Annotated in this window: 17 protein-coding genes; 9 read left to right on the top strand and 8 right to left on the bottom strand. The window is 36.3% G+C overall.

Annotation, left to right across the window (positions count from 1 at the left end):
• Nucleotides 1–89: 89 nt before the first annotated feature.
• Nucleotides 90–452 (top strand): hypothetical protein, encoded by a 363-nt coding sequence (locus B2W36_RS04000; protein ID WP_293880241.1) that lies wholly within the window; start codon nucleotides 90–92, stop codon nucleotides 450–452.
• A gap of 95 nt (nucleotides 453–547) precedes the next feature.
• Here B2W36_RS04000 and dnaA read toward each other — a convergent pair whose 3' ends face one another.
• Both dnaA and dxs read right to left on the bottom strand, forming a co-directional pair.
• Nucleotides 548–1972: a chromosomal replication initiator protein DnaA gene (dnaA, locus tag B2W36_RS03995; RefSeq protein WP_046672557.1), complete on the bottom strand. Its 1425-nt coding sequence runs from the start codon at nucleotides 1970–1972 to the stop codon at nucleotides 548–550.
• A gap of 538 nt (nucleotides 1973–2510) precedes the next feature.
• Complete coding sequence (gene dxs / locus B2W36_RS03990; protein WP_209576963.1) at nucleotides 2511–4439, bottom strand: 1-deoxy-D-xylulose-5-phosphate synthase; 1929 nt, start codon at nucleotides 4437–4439, stop codon at nucleotides 2511–2513.
• 158 nt (nucleotides 4440–4597) lie between these two features.
• Between dxs and B2W36_RS03985 the strand changes: the two genes are divergently transcribed.
• Nucleotides 4598–5386, top strand: a complete 789-nt coding sequence (locus B2W36_RS03985; protein WP_293886500.1) for a segregation and condensation protein A — start codon at nucleotides 4598–4600, stop codon at nucleotides 5384–5386.
• 32 nt (nucleotides 5387–5418) lie between these two features.
• Here the strand turns inward: B2W36_RS03985 and thiL are convergent, their stop codons facing one another.
• Both thiL and nadA read right to left on the bottom strand, forming a co-directional pair.
• Nucleotides 5419–6471, bottom strand: a complete 1053-nt coding sequence (thiL, locus tag B2W36_RS03980; RefSeq protein ID WP_293880247.1) for a thiamine-phosphate kinase — start codon at nucleotides 6469–6471, stop codon at nucleotides 5419–5421.
• 218 nt (nucleotides 6472–6689) lie between these two features.
• On the bottom strand, nucleotides 6690–7685 hold the full coding sequence (gene nadA, locus B2W36_RS03975; RefSeq protein ID WP_209577375.1) for a quinolinate synthase NadA: 996 nt from the start codon (nucleotides 7683–7685) through the stop codon (nucleotides 6690–6692).
• Nucleotides 7686–10757: 3072 nt separating this feature from the next.
• On the opposite strand from nadA, the gene nadB reads away from it, so the two are divergent.
• Nucleotides 10758–12350, top strand: coding sequence for an L-aspartate oxidase (gene nadB, locus B2W36_RS03970; protein WP_209576960.1), 1593 nt, complete (start codon nucleotides 10758–10760; stop codon nucleotides 12348–12350).
• A gap of 5 nt (nucleotides 12351–12355) precedes the next feature.
• Nucleotides 12356–12862, top strand: a complete 507-nt coding sequence (locus B2W36_RS03965; protein WP_293880252.1) for a gamma carbonic anhydrase family protein — start codon at nucleotides 12356–12358, stop codon at nucleotides 12860–12862.
• A gap of 46 nt (nucleotides 12863–12908) precedes the next feature.
• On the opposite strand, the gene B2W36_RS03960 is transcribed toward B2W36_RS03965, so the two are convergent.
• The 4 genes from B2W36_RS03960 to apaG form a co-directional block, all read right to left on the bottom strand.
• A complete protein-coding gene (locus B2W36_RS03960; RefSeq protein WP_293886499.1) occupies nucleotides 12909–14498 on the bottom strand; it encodes an Ig-like domain-containing protein in 1590 nt (529 codons plus the stop codon).
• Between the two features lie 168 nt (nucleotides 14499–14666).
• Nucleotides 14667–16526, bottom strand: coding sequence for a tRNA uridine-5-carboxymethylaminomethyl(34) synthesis enzyme MnmG (gene mnmG, locus B2W36_RS03955; RefSeq protein ID WP_293886498.1), 1860 nt, complete (start codon nucleotides 16524–16526; stop codon nucleotides 14667–14669).
• Nucleotides 16527–16617: 91 nt separating this feature from the next.
• Nucleotides 16618–18483, bottom strand: a complete 1866-nt coding sequence (locus B2W36_RS03950) for an ABC-F family ATP-binding cassette domain-containing protein (protein WP_293886497.1) — start codon at nucleotides 18481–18483, stop codon at nucleotides 16618–16620.
• A 353-nt stretch (nucleotides 18484–18836) separates the two neighbouring features.
• Nucleotides 18837–19223: a Co2+/Mg2+ efflux protein ApaG gene (gene apaG, locus B2W36_RS03945; protein ID WP_209576955.1), complete on the bottom strand. Its 387-nt coding sequence runs from the start codon at nucleotides 19221–19223 to the stop codon at nucleotides 18837–18839.
• 149 nt (nucleotides 19224–19372) lie between these two features.
• Between apaG and B2W36_RS03940 the strand changes: the two genes are divergently transcribed.
• From B2W36_RS03940 to B2W36_RS03920, 5 genes are all read left to right on the top strand, one after another.
• Complete coding sequence (locus tag B2W36_RS03940) at nucleotides 19373–20083, top strand: SAM-dependent methyltransferase (RefSeq protein ID WP_293886496.1); 711 nt, start codon at nucleotides 19373–19375, stop codon at nucleotides 20081–20083.
• A gap of 203 nt (nucleotides 20084–20286) precedes the next feature.
• Nucleotides 20287–21048 carry an alpha/beta fold hydrolase gene (locus tag B2W36_RS03935; RefSeq protein WP_293886495.1) on the top strand — a complete coding sequence of 254 codons (762 nt, stop codon included), beginning with the start codon at nucleotides 20287–20289 and terminating at the stop codon, nucleotides 21046–21048.
• A gap of 15 nt (nucleotides 21049–21063) precedes the next feature.
• Nucleotides 21064–21549, top strand: coding sequence for a hypothetical protein (locus B2W36_RS03930; RefSeq protein ID WP_209576952.1), 486 nt, complete (start codon nucleotides 21064–21066; stop codon nucleotides 21547–21549).
• Nucleotides 21539–22639: a Nif3-like dinuclear metal center hexameric protein gene (locus B2W36_RS03925; protein WP_293886494.1), complete on the top strand. Its 1101-nt coding sequence runs from the start codon at nucleotides 21539–21541 to the stop codon at nucleotides 22637–22639. The genes B2W36_RS03930 and B2W36_RS03925 overlap by 11 nt, the downstream gene beginning before the upstream one ends.
• Nucleotides 22639–23391 carry a zinc ribbon domain-containing protein gene (locus B2W36_RS03920; protein ID WP_209576949.1) on the top strand — a complete coding sequence of 251 codons (753 nt, stop codon included), beginning with the start codon at nucleotides 22639–22641 and terminating at the stop codon, nucleotides 23389–23391. Before B2W36_RS03925 ends, B2W36_RS03920 begins: the two co-directional genes overlap by 1 nt.
• The last annotated feature ends 127 nt before the right edge of the window (nucleotides 23392–23518 follow it).

Here is a 23518-nt window from a genome sequence, read left to right as displayed (position 1 = left end):
AAAGCGGAGAAGCTCAAAAGTTCTTCTCGGTCTTTAATGAACAAATGATTGTGCCACAACAAGCACTCATGATATAAACTATACAAACGATGAAAAAGAAAATTTTAATGGCAGTAGCGTGTTTATTTTTAAGCGCTACAGGTGTTGTTTCCGCTCAACAGCGTCAGCAACGTAGTCCGGAAGAACAAGCTAAAATGCGTGTAGAGCATTTAGACAAATTATTAAGCCTCAATCAAACACAAAAAGATTCAATCTATAATCTTACGCTAAGTCAGGCTCAACAACGGGCTGCACTAAGAAATGATGGTGGGGATCGAAAAGCGAACATGGAGAAATTTAAGCAACTTCAAGAGATGCAATCTGCCAAAATCAAATCGTGGCTAACTCCTGAACAAGTTAAGTTATTTGATGAACAACAAGAAAAAATGAAAGAGAGAATGTCTAAACGCTAGCGTTTTTAATGTAATAGAGAGCTTTTAGGTAAAAAAGCAGAAAGGGCTATCCTAAATGGATAGCCCTTTCTGCTTTCTACTTAAAGTAATCGACATTAAGATTTTAACTTTTTCATAATGTCACTCACGTAAGTTTTAAATTTCTTGTCAGTTTCAATTAAATCCTCTACGGTTTGACAGGCATAAATAACAGTTGAGTGATCTCTTCCTCCGAAGAATGCTCCGATCGATTTGAGTGAAGATTTGGTATGTGCCTTTGCTAAATACATCGAAATTTGCCTGGCCTGCACGATTTCTCGCTTTCTAACTTTCGACTTTACCATATCCACAGGAACTTCGAAATACTCACAAACTAATTTTTGAATAAAATCCATTGAAATTTCTTTGTGTGTATTCTTTACAAAATTCTTCAACATCGATTTTGCTAACCCCAAATCGATCTCTTTCTTGTTCAATGTAGACTGAGCCAAAAGTGAAACCATTGCCCCCTCTAATTCACGAACACTGTTATCGATCTGTGTTGCGACGTATTCAACGACATTTTCTGGTAAGTCAATACCATCGGAATACATCTTCTTCTTCAAAATTGCCATCCTTGTCTCAAGATCCGGAATCTGAATATCTGCAGACAATCCCCATTTAAAACGACTAAGCAGACGCTCCTCCAAACCAGCTAAATCTTTAGGTGCTTTGTCTGAAGTCAAAATAATCTGCTTACCAGATTGATGCAAATGATTAAAAATATGGAAAAAGATATCCTGTGTTTTTTCTTTACCAGCAAAGTTGTGTACGTCATCCATAATAATGACATCCATTGCCTGATAAAAGTTAACGAAATCATTGATCGTATTATTTTTCAATGAATCCACAAACTGTTGACAGAATTTCTCACACGACACATAAATGACCAGTTTATCGGGAAGATTTCTTTTGATCTCATTTCCGATTGCTTGGGCAAGGTGTGTCTTTCCCAAACCAACATCTCCATAAATCATCAACGGATTGAATGAAGTGCCGCCAGGCTTATTAGCGACAGCATATCCTGCTGATCGAGCAAGACGGTTACATTCACCTTCGATAAAATTTTCGAATGTATAGTTTTGATTCAATTGCGGATCAACCTGCAATTTTTTCAATCCAGGAATAACAAATGGATTTTTGATATCTCTATTTAAAGATACCGGTACAGGGATCGATTGCCTTTTCCCCTCCGCTCCATTGCCATTCGATGGAAGATTAGTCGTATAAGGATGAGAAGCTGAAGACTTCTCTACTACAATATTGTATTCCAATCTACCTTGTTCTCCTAAAAATTTCTTTACGGTCTTGCGAAGAATTCCCACATAGTGTTCTTCTAGCCACTCATAAAAAAATAAGCTAGGCACTTGAATAGTCAAAACGTCACCCTCCAAACGGACTGCTTTCACAGGTTCAAACCAGGTCTTGAAACTTTGTGCTGGTATATTATCTTTGATAATCGAAAGACAATTATTCCAGACACTTGAATACGTTTTTTCCATTCTAAAATTGTTAATAAGTTGATTTACAATACGCGACAAAAAATATGTTGATAACTTTCTCTGAGAACGAAGATGACAAAAAAATATCAGCTAAAAAACTAAAATATAAAATAATTAATAAACTATTATATGTCAGCAATTTACAGTGTAAAATTGTGGAAAACTAGCGCTAAAATTGATCTCTAAAAATAATTATTAACATTCCAAATTTATTTAAAAAAAAGAACCAAAAGACGTGTAAACTTACTACTTCTCGCTTCCTAAGGTGCTGATCTAAATTAACCAAAATAATAGCTATTTACAATCTTTGGTTCATATATTTTTAATAATAAATTCATAAGAATTTAAAGCCAACTTAACATCATTGCTAATGTACATTTCACCAAATTAATACATACTTGTAAAATAAAAATCCGTATAAATTACCTGAATGAAAAAACACATTGTAACATGTGATGTTCCTGATGAACTTAAAACTTGAAAAATAAAAAAAGGAGATCCATCTGGATCTCCTTTTTATTTTTCAAGTGCATAGGTTTTATCCGACCATTGAACTGGTCAATTTTCCGTCGCAAAGTTTCTTAGCTTCTACGATGATTGCAGTTGCATCATAGCGTGCGTTCTTCCACTGAGCATTTTGTTCAGCATGTTCAATGATCTTATCTGGAATACCTAAACGAACTACTTGGCTGTGATAACCATGATCAGCCATAAATTCTAATATAGCCGAGCCTATGCCCCCCTGTAAACTTCCGTCTTCCACTGTAATAATCTTATTAAACTTCTTAAAGACTTGATGGAGTAAGGATTCATCTAATGGTTTGGCAAACCGAAGATCATAATGTGCTGGATGTATACCTAATTCATTCAAATGCTGTACAGCTTTAACAGCTTCGTTTCCTATAGCTCCAAAACTTAAGATAGCAAGTTCTTCTCCCTCCGTTATAAGACGTCCTTTTCCAATTTCGATTTCCATAAATGGGCGGCGCCAATCTGGCATAACACCATTTCCTCTAGGATATCTGATGACAAAGGGTCCTTTGTCCGGCAATTGAGCTGTGTACATCAAATTACGTAATTCTTCCTCGTTCATCGGAGCAGAGACAGTCATATTAGGCACACAGCGCATAAATGCGATGTCATAAGCCCCATGGTGTGTGGCACCATCTGCGCCTACAACGCCCGCACGGTCCAAACAGAAAACGACGTTCAGATTCTGCAATGCAACATCATGGATCACCTGATCATATGCTCGTTGCATAAACGACGAATAGATATTACAGAATGGCAATAGTCCCTGAGTTGCGAGTCCCGCACTGAATGTGACAGCGTGCTGTTCAGCAATACCCACATCAAAAGCACGTTCGGGCATGGCTTTCATCATGATATTCATAGAAGATCCTGATGGCATTGCCGGCGTTATCCCCACGATCTTATCATTTTGTTCTGCGAGCTCCACCAAGGTATGTCCAAAGACATCCTGAAACTTGGGAGCTACAGGTTTATCACTGAGCGATTTTTTGATCTCACCTGTAATTTTATCAAATAAACCAGGAGCATGCCACTTTGTCTGATCTTTTTCAGCCAGCGCAAAGCCCTTTCCTTTAACAGTAACAGCATGTAATAATTTGGGGCCTGGTATATGCTTAAGGTCTTCAAGCGTTTTTGCTAATTTCTTAACATCGTGCCCATCAACTGGGCCAAAATATCTAAAATTTAGAGATTCAAAGAGATTAGCATTCTTCAGTAAAGTTCCTTTTATACTTTTTTCCAATTTCTTGGCAATCCCCAAAGCATTAGGACCAACTTCGGAAATCTTAGTTAATACTGCTGCTATATCGTCTCTAAATCTATTGTATCGTTTTGAGGTGGTAATACTTGTCAAATACTCCTTTAAGGCACCAACATTGGGATCTATCGACATGCAATTATCATTCAAAATTACTAAAAGATTGGATTTAGAAATTCCTGCATGATTCAATGCTTCAAATGCCATTCCTCCTGTTAACGCGCCATCACCGATCACGGCGATATGCTGGCGGTCTTTTTCACCTTTTATCTGAGATGCAACTGCCATACCCAACGCAGCGGAAATAGAAGTCGATGAGTGACCAACTCCGAATGCATCGTACTGGGATTCAAAACGGTTGGGAAAACCCGAGATTCCGTTCTCAATTCGATTGGTATGAAATATATCGCGACGACCCGTTAGAATTTTATGCCCATAAGCCTGATGACCGACATCCCAAATTAATTGATCATAGGGGGTATTCATTACGTAATGTAATGCTACCGTTAATTCGACAACTCCTAAACTTGCTGCAAAGTGACCACCATTAACCGAAACTTGATCAATAATAAATTGACGTAATTCCTGACTTAATTGTTCTAATTGGTCTTCCTTTAGCTTTTTAAGATCAGAGGGATCGTTTATTTTACTTAATAGTTCTCCAGTCTCAAACTGCATAGTATGCTATTTACATGATGTATACTCACAAAGTAACGACAAATTTATTTAATCTTTAAAATAAATCGCATTTACATATTGAGGTACAACAAATAAAATAACGAATAGTTTGCATAAGCGTTACTGCAAAAGATTTTATATGTAAATTTGTATAAGATATGCAAGTAGAAGAAGGCTACGAAATCAAGCTTCCTCAATTTGAGGGACCTTTTGATTTACTATTATTTTTTATCGAACGGGATGAACTAAACATCCACGATATACCAATTTCAAAGATTACAGATGATTTTTTGTCTTATGTGAGCCAAATGCAAGCGCTCAATATGGAAATGGCAAGTGAATTTATCTTCGTTGCCTCAACGCTGATGCGTATTAAAGCTAAAATGCTATTGCCTCGTCCAGATTTGGACGATAATGAGAATGAAATTGATCTTAGGGAAGATCTTGTTCAAAAACTTATTCTCTATAAACAATTTAAAGAAACCTGCGAAGATCTTAGAATATTGGAAGAGAATCGTCTAAAATGCTATAGCCGAGGCAATATACGTTTCGATATCCAGCAAAGACTTAAGCTAGATTCTAGCGGCGAAAATTTGGATAACTTCGACCTTTATGGCCTAATGATGATCTACGAGCAAATGATGTATCAATTCCGTAATCGTCCGCCAGAAGTAACCCATACGGTTGTCAAATACCCTTACACAATTGAACAACAAAAGAAAGCAATAGCCGAACTTATTGAGATTAACAAAAAATTGGATTTTCAGGAAATTCTTAAAAACTCAGAAAATAAAATTCAGTTCGTCTATAACTTTTTGGCCATTCTTGAAATGCTTCAGCAGCGATTGTTACAGATTGAAGTAGGCTTGGGCTACAACAATTTCAACGTTGGTGGAAGAGATCCAAATGAAGAGGAAGAATTTATCTTAGAAACTGAAGAAGCATAAAAAAGACCCGTCTAAGACAGGTCTTTTTTTTTTTAATCTTTCTTCTTAAAAGCATTCCATCCTTGCGCTGTAATCGGATAAAGATTTCCAGATTTAGAAATCATCTCGCAACCTTCGGATCTGGGAGTCATATAACCAATAATACTGATGTCTGGCAGATTCTTAATTTTATCGTGATCGGCTTGCGCGATTGTAAACAATAATTCGTAGTCTTCACCGCCATTCAACGCCGCTACAGTCGGATCAATTCCAAATTCCCGTCCAGTATCGTAAGTCATCTGATCAAGCGGAATTTTTTCTTCATATAGACGACAGCCTTTGTCCGATTGTCGGCAGATGTGAAGAATCTCTGAAGCAAGCCCATCTGAAACATCCATCATCGCTGTAGGCTTAATTCCCAGATCAGCAAATAAAGCTATAATATCTTTACGGGCTTCAGGTTTTAATTGCCGCTCAACGATGTAATCTTTTCCTTCCAGATCAGGTTGTACATTTGGATTTTCTAGATAAATATCCTTCTCACGCTCAAGCAGCTGTAAGCCCATGTAAGCTGCCCCCAGGTCGCCAGAGACACATAATAAATCGCCTTCCTGAGCGCCACTACGATAAACGATTTGATCTGCATCAGCGTAACCTATACTCGTGACAGAAATTACTAATCCTTGTGCTGAAGCAGACGTGTCTCCTCCTATTAAATCAACGTTATATTTCTTGCACGCAATTAAAGCTCCCTGATAAATCTCCTCGACGGCTTCCAATGGAAATTTTGAGGACAAGCCTATTGAAAAGGTAATCTGAGACGCTATTCCATTCATTGCGTAGATATCGCTCAAATTGACCTGAACAGCTTTGTAACCTAGATGCTTTAAAGGAACATAACGAAGATCAAAATGAATTCCCTCCAAAAGTAAGTCAGTAGAAATCAAAGTTTTCTTACCCTCAAAATCCAAAACGGCGGCGTCATCACCTATACCTTTAATGGTAGACTTCTCTGTTAATTCCACAGCTTTGCTTATATAATCAATCAGTCCGAACTCACCCATTTCTTCTAAATTGGTTCGCTCGGTATTGTCAAAATCAAACATGTTAAAAAGTTTAAAAGTTTATTATCGATAATGCCAAACAATCATCTCAAAGATTGATCGTACTGACATTACAAAACAGTTTTCGCAATAAAATCCAACAGTTTTCCGCACTTGTCGAGTCGTAATTCTCGTTTCTGCTATGAAAAAAAGAAAAGCTCATGCTCGCTATCGAAAACCAGTCTTTTCTTCTATCGCTAATACCCAAATTATGCTAATCGCTATAGTCCCAAGCTCGCCGATATTTCCAGCATGCGTTCAATCGGACGCTGGGCGCGAAAAATAACATCTTCAGGAAGAAGAATTTCAGGCGATTCAAACTTAAGGCAATTGTAGAGCTTCTCAAGCGTATTCAGCTTCATGTGTGGACAATCATTACATGCACAAGCATTGTTGGGTGGCGCTGGTATAAAAGTCTTATGAGGACTCGCTTTCTGCATCTGATGGAGAATGCCTGATTCTGTAGCAACGATATAGGAATGAGCTGCATCATTTTGAGTAAATTTCAGCATTCCAGCTGTAGATCCGACATAATCTGCGTTCGCTAGAATATGATCTTCACACTCTGGATGGGCAATAAATTTCGCATCCGGATATTCGGCTCTCAAACGTTCAATTTTTTCCTGGGAAAAAATCTCATGCACCATACAAGCGCCGTTCCAAAGGACTAGATCCCGGCCAGTTTTCTTTTTAACGTATGTCCCTAGATTACGATCGGGACCAAAGATGATTTTTTGGTCCTCAGGCAAGCTCTCCACTATTTGAACAGCATTACTTGATGTACATACAATATCTGAAAGCGCTTTCAATTCAGCGGTACAGTTCACATAAGTGATGACCAGATGATCTGGATATTGTTCTTTAAACTTCGCAAAAAGATGTGGTGGACAGGAATCCGACAACGAACAACCAGCTTTGGCATCAGGTAAAATAACCTTTTTTGTAGGCGAAAGTATCTTGGCTGTTTCCGCCATGAAATGCACGCCAGCAAAAACAATTAAATCCGCATCCGTCTTGGCTGCCTCTTGTGATAGTCCTAGGCTATCTCCAATATAATCGGCTATATCCTGAATTTCAGACTCTTGATAATAATGAGCCAATATTACAGCATTTTTTTCTTTCTTCAATCGTTGGATTTCTTCAACCAAATCCAATGAAGGATCGATCGGAGCATCGATATAACCTTTGGCCTGAAGCTCATAATTTACAATTTCCATGCGGGTAGTTTCAACTTTTGTGAATGACAAAAATAAGCATTGTTGCATATATAAAAGTCAATTAAAAGCAAATTAATCTAATGATCGCAATTTACCCTTCACATCAACAGGAAATAGTATCTAGCATTCGGATATTAATGGTTGATAATGAAAATATCAATTATTCTTTCGGCTACAACTGATTTGTATTAATTATCCGGGTTACTGGATGGTACCAATTCCGAAATCTGATCCGATAATCGCTCCCAGTTATGATCTGGATTAGCAAACAAGAAAGAAAACCGAATGTTTCTTCAACTATAAAGCTTTTATATTTAAAATTAATAGTTAAATTATTATCTCTAAAAAACAATAAAAAAAGATCATTTCAAACTAAACCCTTCTAGAATCGAATATAAAGCATGTAATTAAGACATATATCCTTTATCAAAAGCTCAGCGGGTTTATTGTAAACTATTTCTATGTTAGAAAATCAGTTTCGCTAATATTCCTCTTTCGGAGCCTAAGGAACGTTCTTCGCCACATTACAAAACAATGAAAAATATGCCACAAAACGAAGCTTTATTTATTAACATTTAATACACTTGCGGATTTAAAGTCATTATAAAACTGATTTATGGTCTAGGACTTGATCAATAAATTTTTATTGAATTCTCAGGGGGTTAAATCAGCCAATACGCTATGAATTTGAAACGGTGAAAAGAAAGAATACTGAATATGTGTAGCAAAATGGAGAATAAAGCGCTTGACAATCGTCTGTAGCTCTATTTTTCATTCTAACTTCCATTTACCGCAAGCTGCCTATTAAGCGCTGCAGATTTATTAGTGCTTTGTAATTCGAACTAATTCCAGATAATATTAAACACAGCGCTAACAACTGTTGAACTGCAAATACACATTCAACTAGCTGCATACTATACAATCAAAATTTACGCAATAAAGTAAGGTCGCTAGAAGAGCATATTTTGAAAAAAAACTCGAGGTGTGGTAAATAGTATAATCTTATAAGGACAAATCAATTGCAACCAGTTAGGAACTGGATCTAGGAAATGTATATTTATAATAAACTCGATAAGAATTGAATATTTCTATATATATAAAACGAATTCAATTATAAACTAATCTCAAAGCCTATTTATCAAAAATAATAGTCTACTATCGAATTCTACCCAAAATCGATCTTGTGTGTTTTCTAAACAAACCCTCTGAGAATCGAATATTAACGATATAATCCAATAAATGGGTATTTACTCAATTGTAAAGAGGTTTAATATAAAAATGAGCTAAATCAATCCAAAATCTGTAGATCAATGGCTTATTTTGGCACTCGAATTACAAAATCATACTAAAAGGCGCAGCCTGTTATTTCTAAAACTGTTAGACATAAATATAAAATCGCTATTAAAAGGAATTAAATATTATAGTGCACCAATTACTTACCAAAATCTATAAATAAACCAGCTTTAAAATAATAACCTAAAAAAATAATATACAGTTAAATACATAAATTTTAGATTTAAAATAAATAGCAATTCGAAAACACTTTTTTAAATTCTAAAATACACTTAATCGCTTAGGATTGAATAGGGGATAAAATTATCATTTAACATTAATCTATTCGATCTGTAAAGCGTTTATTTAAAAAATAAACCCCTTTAGAATTCTTTATAATAAAACTTCTAAATCATCATTCAGAATACTCAAATCTCACAAGCCAACATCCACTAATTCCAAATACAAATTGACGTCGGGCAACAAATATAACAAGATTGTTTGTACTACAATACATTATTCGAACAAATTATTTTATCTAAAAAATCTCAATCCCTTTAATTATCTACTTCAGCGTTTAAAATCAAATTTTCAAATAAAGTCGTCTACAATCTTACAGAAAGTATTTGAATCTGATTATAATTGAATACTCAATTGTAAAAGCGTTTATATTAAAATTTGACGCCTATAGATTTGAATATAAAATCTACATCGTAGAAAACAGTTAAATATCTTAACTAAAAAGTGCTTAAAGCTGAAAAATTTATATCAATACACCTCAAATCTATCAATCTGGAAGAATTTCAATGATTTGATTGCTTGAATAATCAATGCCAAAAAATCCAATAGCTCAGAATGAGTTATTAAATTTCCATTTTTATAAAAACACAAATAGACAAATCTAAAGCACACTAAAATTAGTTTTCTAAAGCAAAAAGTCAACAGATAAACTATTTGGAACAGGTCCAGGCACTTTACAATCCAATAAAATGCACTATTTTCTTTAAAATAGCGAATATTGAAACCTCACAGCATCTAAGCTAAATTTACAAATAGCATTTTTTAACAATTTGAGCAGCTTAGAATTCCATAAAATCCATAATAAAAATTAAAAACTTAAAATATCGAACTATATAAGCTTTCGATTGCAAAAAGTGCAACAGATTTTGAAATTAAGCCTCTTAAAATCACATTAAATCCATATCAAAAAAAAATTAAATAAATATTGCTTTCTAAACCACTTTAGAAAGCGAATAGAATGAATAAAAACTAAACAAACTCAATCAGATTCGAATATTTCGATGGGATCTTTTACAAGTTCCAAATATCGAAACGTAGAAGCGTCTGATTGAACTTTACAAAACTAAACAAAGATTTTCGAACGTATTCCACAATCTTTTTTTTCAATAAATACTAATTATTTTAAATAGAAGATCTCTTATTGTTTATTATGGTGTGGAAAAGTGGTATAAATAGCTTTGCTTTCATTTTGATTTTAGGTTTTTATAGAGTTTTCAACAATTTTTCAACAGTATTTTTAGATTAAATAGCTGATTTTTAAAATGCTAATTTTATTCATTTTTTATTTTCCATATTTTTTTGTTGAATAGTTTGTGTTTAAAAATTGTGGAAATCTCAAGAGTTTTATGCGGAAAAGTTTCAAAAATTTAGCTGGAAAGTAGGGGACTTGGAAATTGTTAAATACTTTTCATTTTTATTTAACCTTTTATTTACACGTTTTCCACATTTTTCGTTAATTTGAATCGTCACTTTTGGGGATAGTTTGTGAATTTAAAATATATGGCAGATAGAAAGGTCGATTTTTTGGTCATTGGATCAGGTATAGCTGGATTAAGCTTCGCATTAAAAGCTTCTAAATTCGGTAAAGTGTTGATAGTCACGAAGTCTAATGAGGATGAGTCAAATACAAAATATGCGCAAGGGGGGGTAGCTGCTGTTGTGGATAAGTCCGATAGCTTTGAAAAGCATATTGTTGATACTCAGATAGCTGGGGACGGATTATGTGATGTTGAAATTGTGGAAAACGTCGTTCGCGAGGCTCCTGATCGTATTGCAGAGCTGATTTCCTACGGAACATCCTTTGATAAGGAAGAATCTGGACTTTATGACTTAGCAAAGGAGGGGGGGCATTCGGCGCATCGCATATTACATTACAAGGATATCACCGGTTACGAAATAGAACGGGCACTATTAGAGCAGGCACATGTCGATCCAAATATTGAAATTGTAACACATTACTTTGCCATTGATTTAATCACACAACACCATTTGGGTGAATATGTAGATAAGAATAAAACGGATATCACGTGTTATGGTATCTATGCTTTCAACACATTTTCTCATCACGTAGATAAAATTTTGAGTAAGGTTACGGTAATGGCTTCCGGTGGAGCTGGGCATGTATATTCAAGCACAACTAATCCGACCATTGCCACTGGCGATGGTATTGCGATGGTGTATAGAGCCAAAGGGAAGGTGCGTAATATGGAGTTTATGCAATTTCATCCCACGTCACTATATAACCCTAAGGACTCACCTGCGTTTCTCGTATCCGAAGCAGTGAGAGGATTTGGAGGTATTTTAAGAAGAGTCAATGGAGAGTCTTTTATGGAGGACTATGATGAGCGAGCTTCGTTGGCTCCGAGAGATATCGTGGCTAGAGCTATTGATGCGGAGATGAAGAAATCTGGTATTGATTATGTATATCTCGATATCACGCATAGGGATAAGGACGATATTATCAAACACTTTCCGAATATATATGAGAAATGTCTTTCTATTGGACTTGACATGTCCAAAGACTTTATACCGGTGACACCTGCAGCGCATTATCTTTGCGGTGGAATTTATGTGGATGATTTTGGGCGTAGCAGTATTCTCAATCTTTATGCCTGCGGAGAGTGTTCTTCTACAGGCTTGCATGGCGCAAATAGACTGGCTTCCAACTCGCTGCTTGAAGCACTTGTATATGCCCATCGTATATTCTTAGATGCGACGCAATTGGTTGAAACAATCAGTCATATAAGTGATGTTCCTGAATGGGATGATTCTGAGACCTCGCGTTCTAATGAAGATATTTTGGTGACTCACAATTTGCGCGAATGCCAAAAGATCATGAGCGATTATGTTGGTATCGTCCGTTCTGATTTTAGGCTTGAAAGAGCGCTTAAGCGGCTCCATCTATTATATGAGGAGACAGAGGAGTTTTATAGAAATACCAGGCTTTCTGTCAAACTTTGTGAATTACGAAATGTGATTCAAGTAGCTTACATTGTTACGAAATCGGCGATGTTGCGAAAGGAAAGTCGAGGATTGCATTATACAACTGACCATCCCGAGCATTCCGAAATATTACAGGATACAATTTTCTAAGAGATATGGCACTTATTTTACCCGTTTTGGATAAGTCACCGCTAATTGCTGAAGAGTGCTTCTTAGCGCCCAATTCGACGATTGTAGGTGATGTTGAGATTGGACATCATTGTTCGGTCTGGTTTAATGCTGTCATACGTGGCGACGTCAATTATATTCGAATAGGGAACTATACAAATATCCAAGATGGAGCTGTTGTACATTGCACTTATAAGAAATGTGGTACTTCAATTGGCAGTTATGTAAACATAGGACACCAAGCTATGGTACATGGTTGCGTTGTTGAAGATCACGTACTTATCGGTATGGGCGCTATTGTAATGGATAATGCTGTGATCGAATCGAATGTAATTATTGCTGCTGGGGCTGTCGTTTTAGAAAATACGCGCTGTGAGTCCGGATTCCTATATGCCGGTGTGCCAGCAAAAAAAATAAAAGCGCTAACTGAAGAACAGAAAGATTTGTTACTACAGTTACCGCATAATTATGTTCTATACAGTTCTTGGTTTTAGCTTAAACGACTTAGGAATGTGTAAAAGGCTTTTTTAGTGGCCTCGATTATTCTTTCTTGAGGCCACTTAATGAAAAACTGTCTTTTTGCTCCCAGTTTGCTCGTATCGTGAATACTTTGTTTAAGTATACAACGGGTTCTGGAAAAGTCTTTTTTTCTACATCTCCGGTATCCCAGATACCGTTATCATTATCGTCTCGGATTACACGCAAACTGTATTTACCGCCTGGATATTGTTTATACACTACTGCCGGTTTATCTATGCTTATTTTGTCTAAGCGATAGACTTTGTCTTTTTTCTCATTGATCAATTCGACTAAGTATGTTGTATTGCTATCGAGGTCCGTGAAATCAAAGGTAAGATCCCCATAGTTTTCACTATCATCATAAGTAAGATCCAGTTTTTTTTCTTTGTTTTGTTCTCCAAAATAGCCCGTAATAGCGCCTTCTGCAAATTCAATTTGGTACTTTTTATCCTTCCTCCAATTATATCGAATGTGGTAGATGTTTGAATTCGCTGTATCCACAGCCAGCTGATAATTGGTCCGCACCAAAGAATCTTCCTTGAATTTTAATTTTGTCTTGTCTATATTTTTTATTGGTGTGAAAGCGGACACTTGAAGGTGAGTGATGCGATCGACCCTCCCGTTATTTGGTGTAAAAATAGGGTCTATTGTTTGTTCTATTTTTACGTTTCCTTTTCTAACCAGGATGGTATCCAGTGGCTTCTCATTTTCCGTTAAGGCCAACTTTAAAGAGTCTATTTTTAAATTTGGAATAAACAAGGTCGCAGAATCAGAAGTTTTTGCAAAGCGTATGATTTTATCTTTATTATTTACTTCATCATCAAGAATATTTAAGTTGGGTTTTTCTACTCTTCTATTAAAAATAAGGAGTACACTTCCATTTTTTTCAAATTTCTTTTCTAACGTTCTAAACTTCTTTGGAGTGGCCTTGAATATTTCAAGATTAATGTTGCTCAGATCTCGCTCTAGTACGATAGAATCTTTTAAGAAACCTATTTCTTCGTCGGCACCGTTATAGATTCTGTCATTATTTTTTTCCTGGAGTGCGTAAATGCGGTATGTTCCCTCCCTTAGATTATTTAGTTTGTAATTGCCTGCAGTATCTGTTGTCGTAAATATATTTGCCTTCTTTTTACCAAAAATAGAATCTTGGCTAATGGGGATCAATAAGACTTTAACTTCTTTCTGTACCTCTTTAGTTATTGCACTTTTTACATTACCAGATATGCTGAGCGAGTCGATTTTGTCTCCGGTAGCAAACACGTAAGCATAATTGACCAATGCATTTCCTGCATTATAATCGACAAGTCCTTTACCAAAGTAGATGCTATATGTGGTATTCTTTTCAAGAGAATCTGGAAGGGTGATTTCAAGATTTTTTTTCTTGACTTTAAATTCGGGATTGCTCCCCATATCGGGCGTCACACTAAATTCTTTTTGTTGATTGGCGAGTTTAATGTATTCATCAAAAGTGATGACTATTTTTTTTTCTGTAAAATTCTTCGAGAAATTCGGCGGATTTTCCAATAGAATCTTAGGCGGAATAGAATCTTTTGGCCCTCCAGTTGGTTGCTGTATACTCGCACACTGTATTGATAAGGCAATAAGCATGATAAACAAGCTTAAAATAAGTAATCTTGGCGTAAAGCTATTTTTTAGCCTTTCTGAGCTACTTTTATTTTCTTTTGAAGAAGTTGTCATAAAAAATAGAATATTGTCTTAAATCGCTTATTTTAAGCTTATATATGTATTTAGATTAAAAATCTGTAAATCAGTTATTTAACTCATGTGAACCATCAATACGCTGATATCCGAAGGTGAAACGCCCGAGATTCGTGAAGCTTGACCAAGTGTACGTGGTTTAACCTTCGATAATTTTTGCCTTGCTTCGATGGACAGTGAATTTAACAAACTATAATCGAAGTCCGGATTTATTTCTCTATCTTCCATCTTTTTCATGCGATTTACAATCTCTATTTCTTTTTCGAAATAGCTTTCATATTTAAGATTGATCTCTGCTTGTTCTATGGTATCGTTATCGAATTGTGCTACAAATTGCGCAAAACTTTCATCCCCTTTGATGATATCTTTAATACTAACCTGAGGTCTTGCCAATACATTACTTAATCTGGTTTTTTGAGCAAGTGCACTTGAACCTACATCAGCCAGTACGGTATTCATCTTTTCAAGATTAGTGGAATTTTGTTTTAAGTAGGCGATTATATTTGTAGAGTTATCTATTTTATCCTGTACTTTCTTTACTCTTTTTTCACCTACCAGTCCCAATTTATAAGCTAATGGAGTAAGGCGAATATCCGCGTTATCCTGGCGGAGTAACAATCGATGTTCTGCTCTTGATGTAAACATCCGGTAAGGTTCTTCTGTTCCCTTTGTTACGAGGTCATCAACCAATACACCTATATATGATTCGGATCTTTTTAAGATAAGTTCTTTATCATCATTGATACGTTGATGTGCATTAATACCCGCTAGGAAACCTTGAGCAGCCGCCTCTTCATATCCTGTTGTACCATTGATTTGGCCGGCAAAGAATAGATGTTTTACCAATTGCGTTTCGAGTGTAAGATCCAATTGCATTGGCGGAAAATAGTCATATTCTATGGCGTAACCTGGGCGGTACATCTTAGCATTTTCAAAGCCCGGGATGAATTGTAGTGCTTTTAGTTGAACATCTTCTGGTAGTGATGTGGAAAATCCATTTACATAAATCTCTACTGTTTTGAAACCTTCAGGTTCTACAAATATCTGGTGGCGGTCACGTTCTGCAAAACGGTTAATTTTGTCTTCTATCGAAGGACAATAGCGAGGCCCCAAACCTTTAATACGTCCGGTAAACATGGGTGATTTTTCGAAACCAGTCCGTAGCATTTCATGTACTTTATCGTTGGTATAGGTGATCCAACAGCAACGTTGTTCTGTGGGTATATCTACATCTGTATAAGAAAATCTACCTCTTTTTTCGTCACCCCATTGTTCTTCCATCAGCGCATAGTTGAGGCTTCTTCCATCTATCCTTGGTGGAGTTCCGGTCTTCATTCTACCTGATTCGAAGCCGAGTGAAACAAGCTGTTCGGTCAAACCTGTGGCGGCCTTCTCTCCTGTTCTACCGCCTCCAAATTTCTTATCGCCGATATGGATAACGCCATTTAAAAATGTTCCGTTGGTTAATACGACAGCATCGGATTCTATTTCAATTCCCATTGAAGTGATGACGCCACAGGCTCTACCATTTTTTACGATGACCTCTTTGACCGTGTCTTGCCACATATCTAAATTAGGTAGAGACTCTAATTGTAACCTCCATTCTTCTGCGAATCGCATCCGGTCATTTTGCGTACGTGGGCTCCACATAGCTGGTCCTTTAGATAGATTAAGCATGCGGAACTGGATTGTTGATTTATCCGCAATGATACCTGTGTATCCACCCATCGCATCAATCTCCCGTACAATTTGACCTTTCGCAACTCCACCTATAGCGGGATTACAGCTCATTTGGGCTATTACCCCCATATTCATTGTGATGAGTAATGTTGACGAACCTAAGTTCGCAGCAGCGGCTGCAGCTTCACAGCCAGCATGACCTGCACCAACTACTATTACATTATATTTTTTAAACATATTTCTATTCTTGTTCCACGTGAAACGTGGTTTTTATTTGTTTACAAATTTAAGCTTTATCTTCGTTCCACGTGAAACGCTTTATGAAATTTTACATAAAATCAGCAAGATATAACCACCTCTCTGATTTCTCATCTATCTTCTTTTGTATCGATTCAATTTCCTCCGCAAGTGTCGAAAGCTTTAGATGATCTGTTAATTGATTAAGCTCTTCCGTTTTCAATTTTATATTTTGCTCGAGATTTTCTATCTCTTGTTCGAGTTTATTATACTCCAGCTGCTCTTTGTAAGAAAGCTTTTTCTTCTCTTCCTTTGCAACTGGCTTTACCTGTTCTTGAATATTTTTTTTCTGTCTTTCTTTCTCTGCCTTTTGGATCTCATCTTGTTCGAGTTTGAAGTCAGCATAGTTTCCATTGTAGATTTGGACTCTCCCCCTTCCTTCGAAAATAAAAAGTTGATCCGTTAGTTTATCTAATAAATATCTATCATGTGATACCAGGATGAGTACACCCTTGTAGTTATCGAGAAAATCTTCCAATACATTTAAGGTGTCGATATCTAAGTCATTTGAAGGCTCATCGAGTATAAGAAAATTTGGATTCCGCATTAACACACGCATGAGCTGTAGCCGTTTTCTTTCTCCTCCACTCAACTTGTTTACAAAACCAAACTGTTTTTCAGGAGGAAATAGAAAGTGAGTTAATAACTGGGAAGCTGTAATTACCTCTCCGTTTGCCATCTCAATATAATCTGCTACATTCTTCACAACATCCAATACACGGTCATTTTCATTTGCTTCCAATCCGCCTTGTTTATAATATCCGTATACTGTTGTTTCTCCAACAGCGATAACTCCAGCGTCAGGATATTCTTCACCAGTGATCAAGTTTAAAAAGGTAGATTTTCCCGTTCCATTTTTTCCAGCTAGACCAATACGATCTAGTTTTTTGAACGTATAGGAAAAATCCTGTATGATTTCTTTTGTGCCATAACGTTTAGAAACTTTATCTAGTTCCAATATTTTCGATCCCTGTCGACTCACTTTTACACTAAGTTGTACCGAGTCGTTTCCTTTAATAGCTTTAGATTTTTCTTCCAATTCATAATATGCATCGATACGCGATTTGGATTTTGTACCGCGTGCTTGAGGTTGACGCCGCATCCATTCCAATTCGCGACGAAGAAGATTTCTGCTCTTCTCTACCATCACTGCATCGATCGCTTCTCTTTCAGATTTTTTCTCTAGAAAATAGGAATAGTTTCCTTTATAATTATAGAGATTACCCCTATCCAGTTCGCGTATCTCCGTACAGATATTGTCTAAAAAATAACGATCGTGAGTGACCAAAAGAACGGTTTTGCTTCCTGTCGTTAACAGCTTTTCTAGCCACTCAATGGTTTCTATATCCAAGTGGTTGGTAGGCTCATCGAGGATATAGATATCAGGTTCATCGATTAAAAGTTTGGCTAATGCCAGCCGTTTTCGTTGACCTCCTGAAAGACTTTTAATATCCTGATGAAAATCCATAATATTTAGCCGATTGAGAATCGTCTTTATATTATGTTCATATTCCCACGCATTCAAAGAGCTTATTCTCTCTGTCAGATCTTCTAGCTTCTTTTCATCGATATTACTTTCCGAAAGAAGTTCTTCGTATTCGCGGATAAGACGTTGCTGGTCATTGTCTGCACTATAAATAAAATCATTGATAGATTTTAATCCTGTGAAATCAGGATCCTGTTCTAAGAAGCCAATTTTTATGCCTTTTTCTTTTACAACCTTTCCAGAAGTCGGTAGAATTCGTTCTGCTAAAATGGCAAGTAAGGTTGACTTACCTGTTCCATTGATTCCGACCAAGGCTACTCGATCTCCTTTTTGGAGTCCGAAATGTAAATCTTTAAAAAGCCATCGATCGTGGAAAGAATGGCTGACTTGTTCTGTAGCTAAAATACTCACGTTATATCACCCTAAATTATATTCATTAAATTACACAACACGGTACCTTCCAGGAGATCTCTATCCCCGGTAGTAGGTATTATGTTGATAATCATTTTTTTTTATTAAATTTCTGATTATCAGTTATTTATATATTAAATCAATAATCTTTTTGATTGCTGACTAATTTAATGCATTGGGTGGCGTTCTGTATTCGGTTTACCTTTTCCATCACATGAAGCGTGAATTCAAAAGGAATAGGTATAACCCGCTAATTTGGAACGCTCGCAAAAATAAAGAAATAGTTTCTTATTCGATGCGAAAAAAGCTTCGTTGGATGATTAATTGGCAATAATGATACTGCCTTGATAAAATTAATTCAACGCGTAATCTGCAATCAGATTGAACCGTGGTATTTCAACATGAAAGCTGCTGTTGTCTAGTGTTCGGATCATATTATAATATCCTTCCATAAATCCGAATTCGCTATTGAGATTGCAACCTGAAGTATATTGATGGGTTTGTCCAGGCTCAATAACGGGTTGTTCTCCTACTACACCATCACCTGATACTTCTCTATAGTCTCCTTTTGCATCAAAAATTTTCCAATAGCGGCTTATCAATTGAACAGTGTAATCGCTGAGATTTTCTATGCTAATATGATAAGCAAACATAAAATGTTCACGGTCCGGATTCGAATACTCAGATTGATAGATGGTTTCAACCGAGATTTTTACGCCTTCTGTAATTTGTGTGATCATTTGAATGATGTTTATTGTTGCACTAAATATTTATGCTAAAATACTAATAATGAGTTTAAAATTCGAAATTTTAATGATTTAAAAAGGTTAAATAATGCTAAGTTTAAAATTAGTATAGTCAAATCGAGCTTAATTAGTACGTTTGTATTATGGCAAATGGCATATTATATTTAATTCCTGTTCCTTTGAGTGAAGATGCAGCTTTCCAGTCGTTTACTCCTTATTTGGTGGAAACGATAAATTCATTGGACGAGTATATTGTGGAAAACGAAAAGACAGCACGTAAATTTCTAAAACTTGCGGGTTTAAAGATTCCGCAGAGCGCGCTCAAAATTCATGACTATGGGAAACATGCGCGCGATAAAGGAAATATGAATGATTTTTTTGATGGCCTAACGCAGGGTAAGAATGTGGGTTTGATGTCGGAAGCAGGATGCCCCGGTGTGGCTGACCCGGGCGCTTCAATTGTTGCCCGTGCTCATCAGCTGGGAATCAAAGTTGTTCCACTTGTTGGTCCAAGCTCAATTCTGCTTGCTCTTATGGCATCGGGGTTCAGTGGTCAGAAATTTGCTTTTCATGGATATCTGCCAATCGATAAAATAGAACGAGCCAAAGAAATTAAAAGTCTGGAGCTCCAGTCAGGACGTGAAAAACAAACGCAGATTTTTATTGAAACCCCGTTTAGGAATAATCAGCTTTTAGCAGAATTGTTGAAAACCTGTAAACCGTCGACCTTACTCTGTATAGCATCCAATATGACAGCCCCAGATGAATCCATACAGAGCTTTACAATTGCTGAATGGCGAAAACGAAAGGATGATTTTCATAAAAGACCGACTATATTCCTTTTGTATGTTTGATGGTTCTCCCCTACCCTATTTATTTGGTACTATATAATAAAGCTGTAAAATTGCTAGAAATAGATTTTAAGTTGTCTTTACGAGTTGAGTGAGTGCTTACATTTTGTCTTTTATCCTTCAATTTTATGTGAGAATAAGATGAATAGAATAATTCGCTGTAAAACAAAAATAAATTGATATAAATTACTCAAAAATATAACGATATGAAATACTGTAGATTATTTGGTTTAATGTTCTGTTTTTCATTAACTATTTTAGGCAAATGTCTTTATGCACAGTCTTCTACCTATGTAATAGTTCATGGGGCATGGGGCGGTGCCTGGCAGTTTAAAAATACGGCTACCGAATTGGAGAAAAAAGGAAATAAAATTTACCGTCCCACACTAACTGGTTTAGGAGAGCGTTATCATCTAGCAGATTCATCTATTGGACTGCAAACTCATGTAAATGATGTGGTGAATACAATTTTGTTTGAGGATCTTCATGATATCATTTTGGTTGGACATAGTTATGGTGGTATGGTTATAACGGCTGTAGCAGACAGCCTTCCGGATCGAATCAAAAAAATGGTTTATTTGGATGCTATCCTTCCTTCAGACCAGGAGTCAGTGATAAATTTGATGCAGAAGCCGGGTAAGGATAATGGACTCTTGAAATTTGAAAAGGATGGCTATATTCTTCCTTTTTGGGTAAAAGATGATACTAAGTTTCCGAGAGACGTCCCCCACCCTATAAAAACACTTACAGATAGAATTCATTTGATAAATCCGAAACGAAATGGGATTCCAACAACCTACATCTTAACGTATGAAGATGGGACCGCGTGGGAGAAGGATGATTTTTATCCATTTTATAAAAAAGCTAAAAGTCTTGGTTTTAAAACAATCGAATTTGTTGCTGATCACAATCCGCAAATAAAAAAGCTGAAAGAATTAGTAGATTTGTTAGAAAGGGAAAATAAATAAGCAATAGATATTTCAATGACGCAAGAGGAACTAGTAAGAGAATTGAGTAAGCCGGAGGTAATTTATACAGCCTTGGCTATCGTCGCTATACGTATTATCGTGTGGCTTTTATTTGCAAATACGATCCGGAAAACTTTAAAATTGGTTGCCCCAGAAAATCGATTAATGACACTTAACCAATCGTGGTTGGTCGCAATCCCTTTGGTGAATATTTATTGGAATTTTCAGGTTGCTGCACGTTTGCGGGATTCTTTGATTAACGAATTCTATGATCGGAAAATCGCCGTTGAGGAAAATCCTACCTTTAGAAAAGGATCCTTATATGCCTGGATTTATTTAGCAACAAATATTCCATTACCATTATCTATTTCAGGCGTGCTAATTGTTATGCATTTTGTGACTTTAGCAAATTACTGGTTTGAAATTAATGCAAATAAGCGGATTTTAGAAGAACATAATAAATTTAGAGAAAAGGAGGTAATTGTAAACCATGAGAATTAAAGATGTCATTGACTATTTGGAGCGGCTTGCTCCTTTAGATTTACAAGAATCTTATGATAATGCTGGACTTATTGTGGGAGATGCGAATAAGGAGGTTACAAAAGTGCTCATTTCGTTGGATTGTACAGAATCGGTCGTCCAGGAAGCTATTGATAAAGGCTGTAATTTAATTATTTCACATCATCCAATTGTATTTAAAGGATTGAAGAAATTCAATGGAAAGAATTATGTGGAGCGTACGGTTATTAAGGCAATCGAACATAAAATAGCATTGTATGCGATTCATACGAACCTGGATAATGTTACGGGTGGCGTGAATACAAAGATTGCGACCAAGCTAGGTTTGGAGAATCAGGCGATTTTGGAATCTAAAACAAATATTTTACGAAAAATGGTTGTTTTTGTTCCGAGAAGTCACGTTGAAGATGTTCGGCAGGCCTTATTCGATGCGGGAGCCGGAAAAGTCGGAAAGTATTACGATCAATGTAGCTTTAATACGGCTGGTTATGGTAGTTTTAGGCCGTTGGCTGGTGCGGACCCTGCAATTGGAGAGGTTGGCATGCAAGAACGTGTTGAAGAAACCCGGATAGAAGTGATTTATCAGAAAGGCATAGAACGTAAGCTGCTTTTGGCACTTTATGACGCCCATCCCTATGAGGAGGTAGCTTACGATCTGATTGATATTGCTAATAATGTCAGTGAGATTGGGGCTGGAATGATCGGAAATTTAGCAGAACCAATGGATGAACTGGATTTTTTAGCTTATCTTAAAGAAAAACTTGGACTTAATGTTATTCGTCATACAGCACTTTTGGGTAAAAAGGTTGGACGAGTAGCTGTCTGTGGTGGCTCAGGTGGATTTTTACTCGGAGCTGCTAAACGTTCGGGTGCTGATTTTTTTGTGACGGCCGATTACAAATATCATGAATTCTTTGATGCTGAAGGTGAAATCGTCATTGCTGATACAGGACATTTTGAGAGCGAACAATTTACGCAAGAATTATTGTACGACATTATTACGAAAAAATTTCCTAACTTTGCAACCTTAACAACAGAAATAGATACAAACCCTATAAAATACTACAGTTGATGGAACAAACCGTAGAACAAAAATTGAAAGCATTATGGCTTTTGCAAGCCATTCATACTAAAATAGATAAAATTCGCCAAGTTCGTGGTGAGTTACCTATGGAAGTTGCAGATCTTGAAGATGAGATTGCGGGTTTAGAAACTCGTATTGAGAAGATCAGAATAGACTTAGACGATTTAGAAGATTCGATCGTTAAGCGTAAGAACATGATTAAGGATGCCCAAGCCGCTATCAAGAAATATGAGTCGCAGCTAAATGAGGTAAAGAATAATCGCGAGTATGACGCTATTTCAAAAGAAATTGAAATTCAAGGTCTTGAGATTCAGGTTTGTGAAAAGAGAATTAAAGAAGCAGAATTCGAGATTCGCAATAAAACAGAAAACTACGATACTACTGTAGGGAATCTTGAGTATAGCAAAGGCGAACTTGAAGGAAAAAAGAAAGAATTGGAAACCATTACTTCTGAAACTCAAAAGGAAGAAGATGGATTGTTGGCGAAAGCTACTGAAGCTGAGGCTAATATAGAAGATCGGTTGAACAAAGTATACTACCGTCTTCGTAATTCATTCAAAAATGGACTTGCTGTGGTTTCAATTGACCGCGATAGCTGTTCAGGATGTCACAATAAAATTCCTGCTCAGATGCAGTCGGAAATCCGCCAGCGCAAAAAAATTATTATTTGCGAACACTGTGGACGTGTTTTGGTTGACGAAGGTATTGTATTGGAAATCGAACAAGAGTACGGTTTTTAATCGTTGATAAAGAAAAGCCCTGCTAAAAATAGCAGGGCTTTTTTTTTAATCATTTTTTTATGCAACTTTGTTGATATACTAACTAGGTCCACTATGCAAAATCGTAGTTTTGTATGTGGTAAATTTT

Source organism: Sphingobacterium sp. UBA3549, from assembly GCF_002376635.1.
Classification (GTDB): Bacteria; Bacteroidota; Bacteroidia; order Sphingobacteriales; family Sphingobacteriaceae; genus Sphingobacterium.
Note: the sequence above shows the minus strand (reverse complement) of the source record. Positions and strands in the feature narration are given on the sequence as shown.

Excerpts from the sequence above, each read along its gene's own strand:
- B2W36_RS04000 (WP_293880241.1), top strand. The coding sequence starts at position 90 with ATGAAAAAGAAAATTTTAATGGCAGTAGCGTGTTTATTTTTAAGCGCT.
- dnaA (WP_046672557.1), bottom strand. The coding sequence starts at position 1,972 with ATGGAAAAAACGTATTCAAGTGTCTGGAATAATTGTCTTTCGATTATC.
- dxs (WP_209576963.1), bottom strand. The coding sequence starts at position 4,439 with ATGCAGTTTGAGACTGGAGAACTATTAAGTAAAATAAACGATCCCTCT.
- B2W36_RS03985 (WP_293886500.1), top strand. The coding sequence starts at position 4,598 with ATGCAAGTAGAAGAAGGCTACGAAATCAAGCTTCCTCAATTTGAGGGA.
- thiL (WP_293880247.1), bottom strand. The coding sequence starts at position 6,471 with ATGTTTGATTTTGACAATACCGAGCGAACCAATTTAGAAGAAATGGGT.
- nadA (WP_209577375.1), bottom strand. The coding sequence starts at position 7,685 with ATGGAAATTGTAAATTATGAGCTTCAGGCCAAAGGTTATATCGATGCT.
- nadB (WP_209576960.1), top strand. The coding sequence starts at position 10,758 with ATGGCAGATAGAAAGGTCGATTTTTTGGTCATTGGATCAGGTATAGCT.
- B2W36_RS03965 (WP_293880252.1), top strand. The coding sequence starts at position 12,356 with ATGGCACTTATTTTACCCGTTTTGGATAAGTCACCGCTAATTGCTGAA.
- B2W36_RS03960 (WP_293886499.1), bottom strand. The coding sequence starts at position 14,498 with ATGCTTATTGCCTTATCAATACAGTGTGCGAGTATACAGCAACCAACT.
- mnmG (WP_293886498.1), bottom strand. The coding sequence starts at position 16,526 with ATGTTTAAAAAATATAATGTAATAGTAGTTGGTGCAGGTCATGCTGGC.
- apaG (WP_209576955.1), bottom strand. The coding sequence starts at position 19,223 with ATGATCACACAAATTACAGAAGGCGTAAAAATCTCGGTTGAAACCATC.
- B2W36_RS03940 (WP_293886496.1), top strand. The coding sequence starts at position 19,373 with ATGGCAAATGGCATATTATATTTAATTCCTGTTCCTTTGAGTGAAGAT.
- B2W36_RS03935 (WP_293886495.1), top strand. The coding sequence starts at position 20,287 with ATGAAATACTGTAGATTATTTGGTTTAATGTTCTGTTTTTCATTAACT.
- B2W36_RS03930 (WP_209576952.1), top strand. The coding sequence starts at position 21,064 with ATGACGCAAGAGGAACTAGTAAGAGAATTGAGTAAGCCGGAGGTAATT.
- B2W36_RS03925 (WP_293886494.1), top strand. The coding sequence starts at position 21,539 with ATGAGAATTAAAGATGTCATTGACTATTTGGAGCGGCTTGCTCCTTTA.
- B2W36_RS03920 (WP_209576949.1), top strand. The coding sequence starts at position 22,639 with ATGGAACAAACCGTAGAACAAAAATTGAAAGCATTATGGCTTTTGCAA.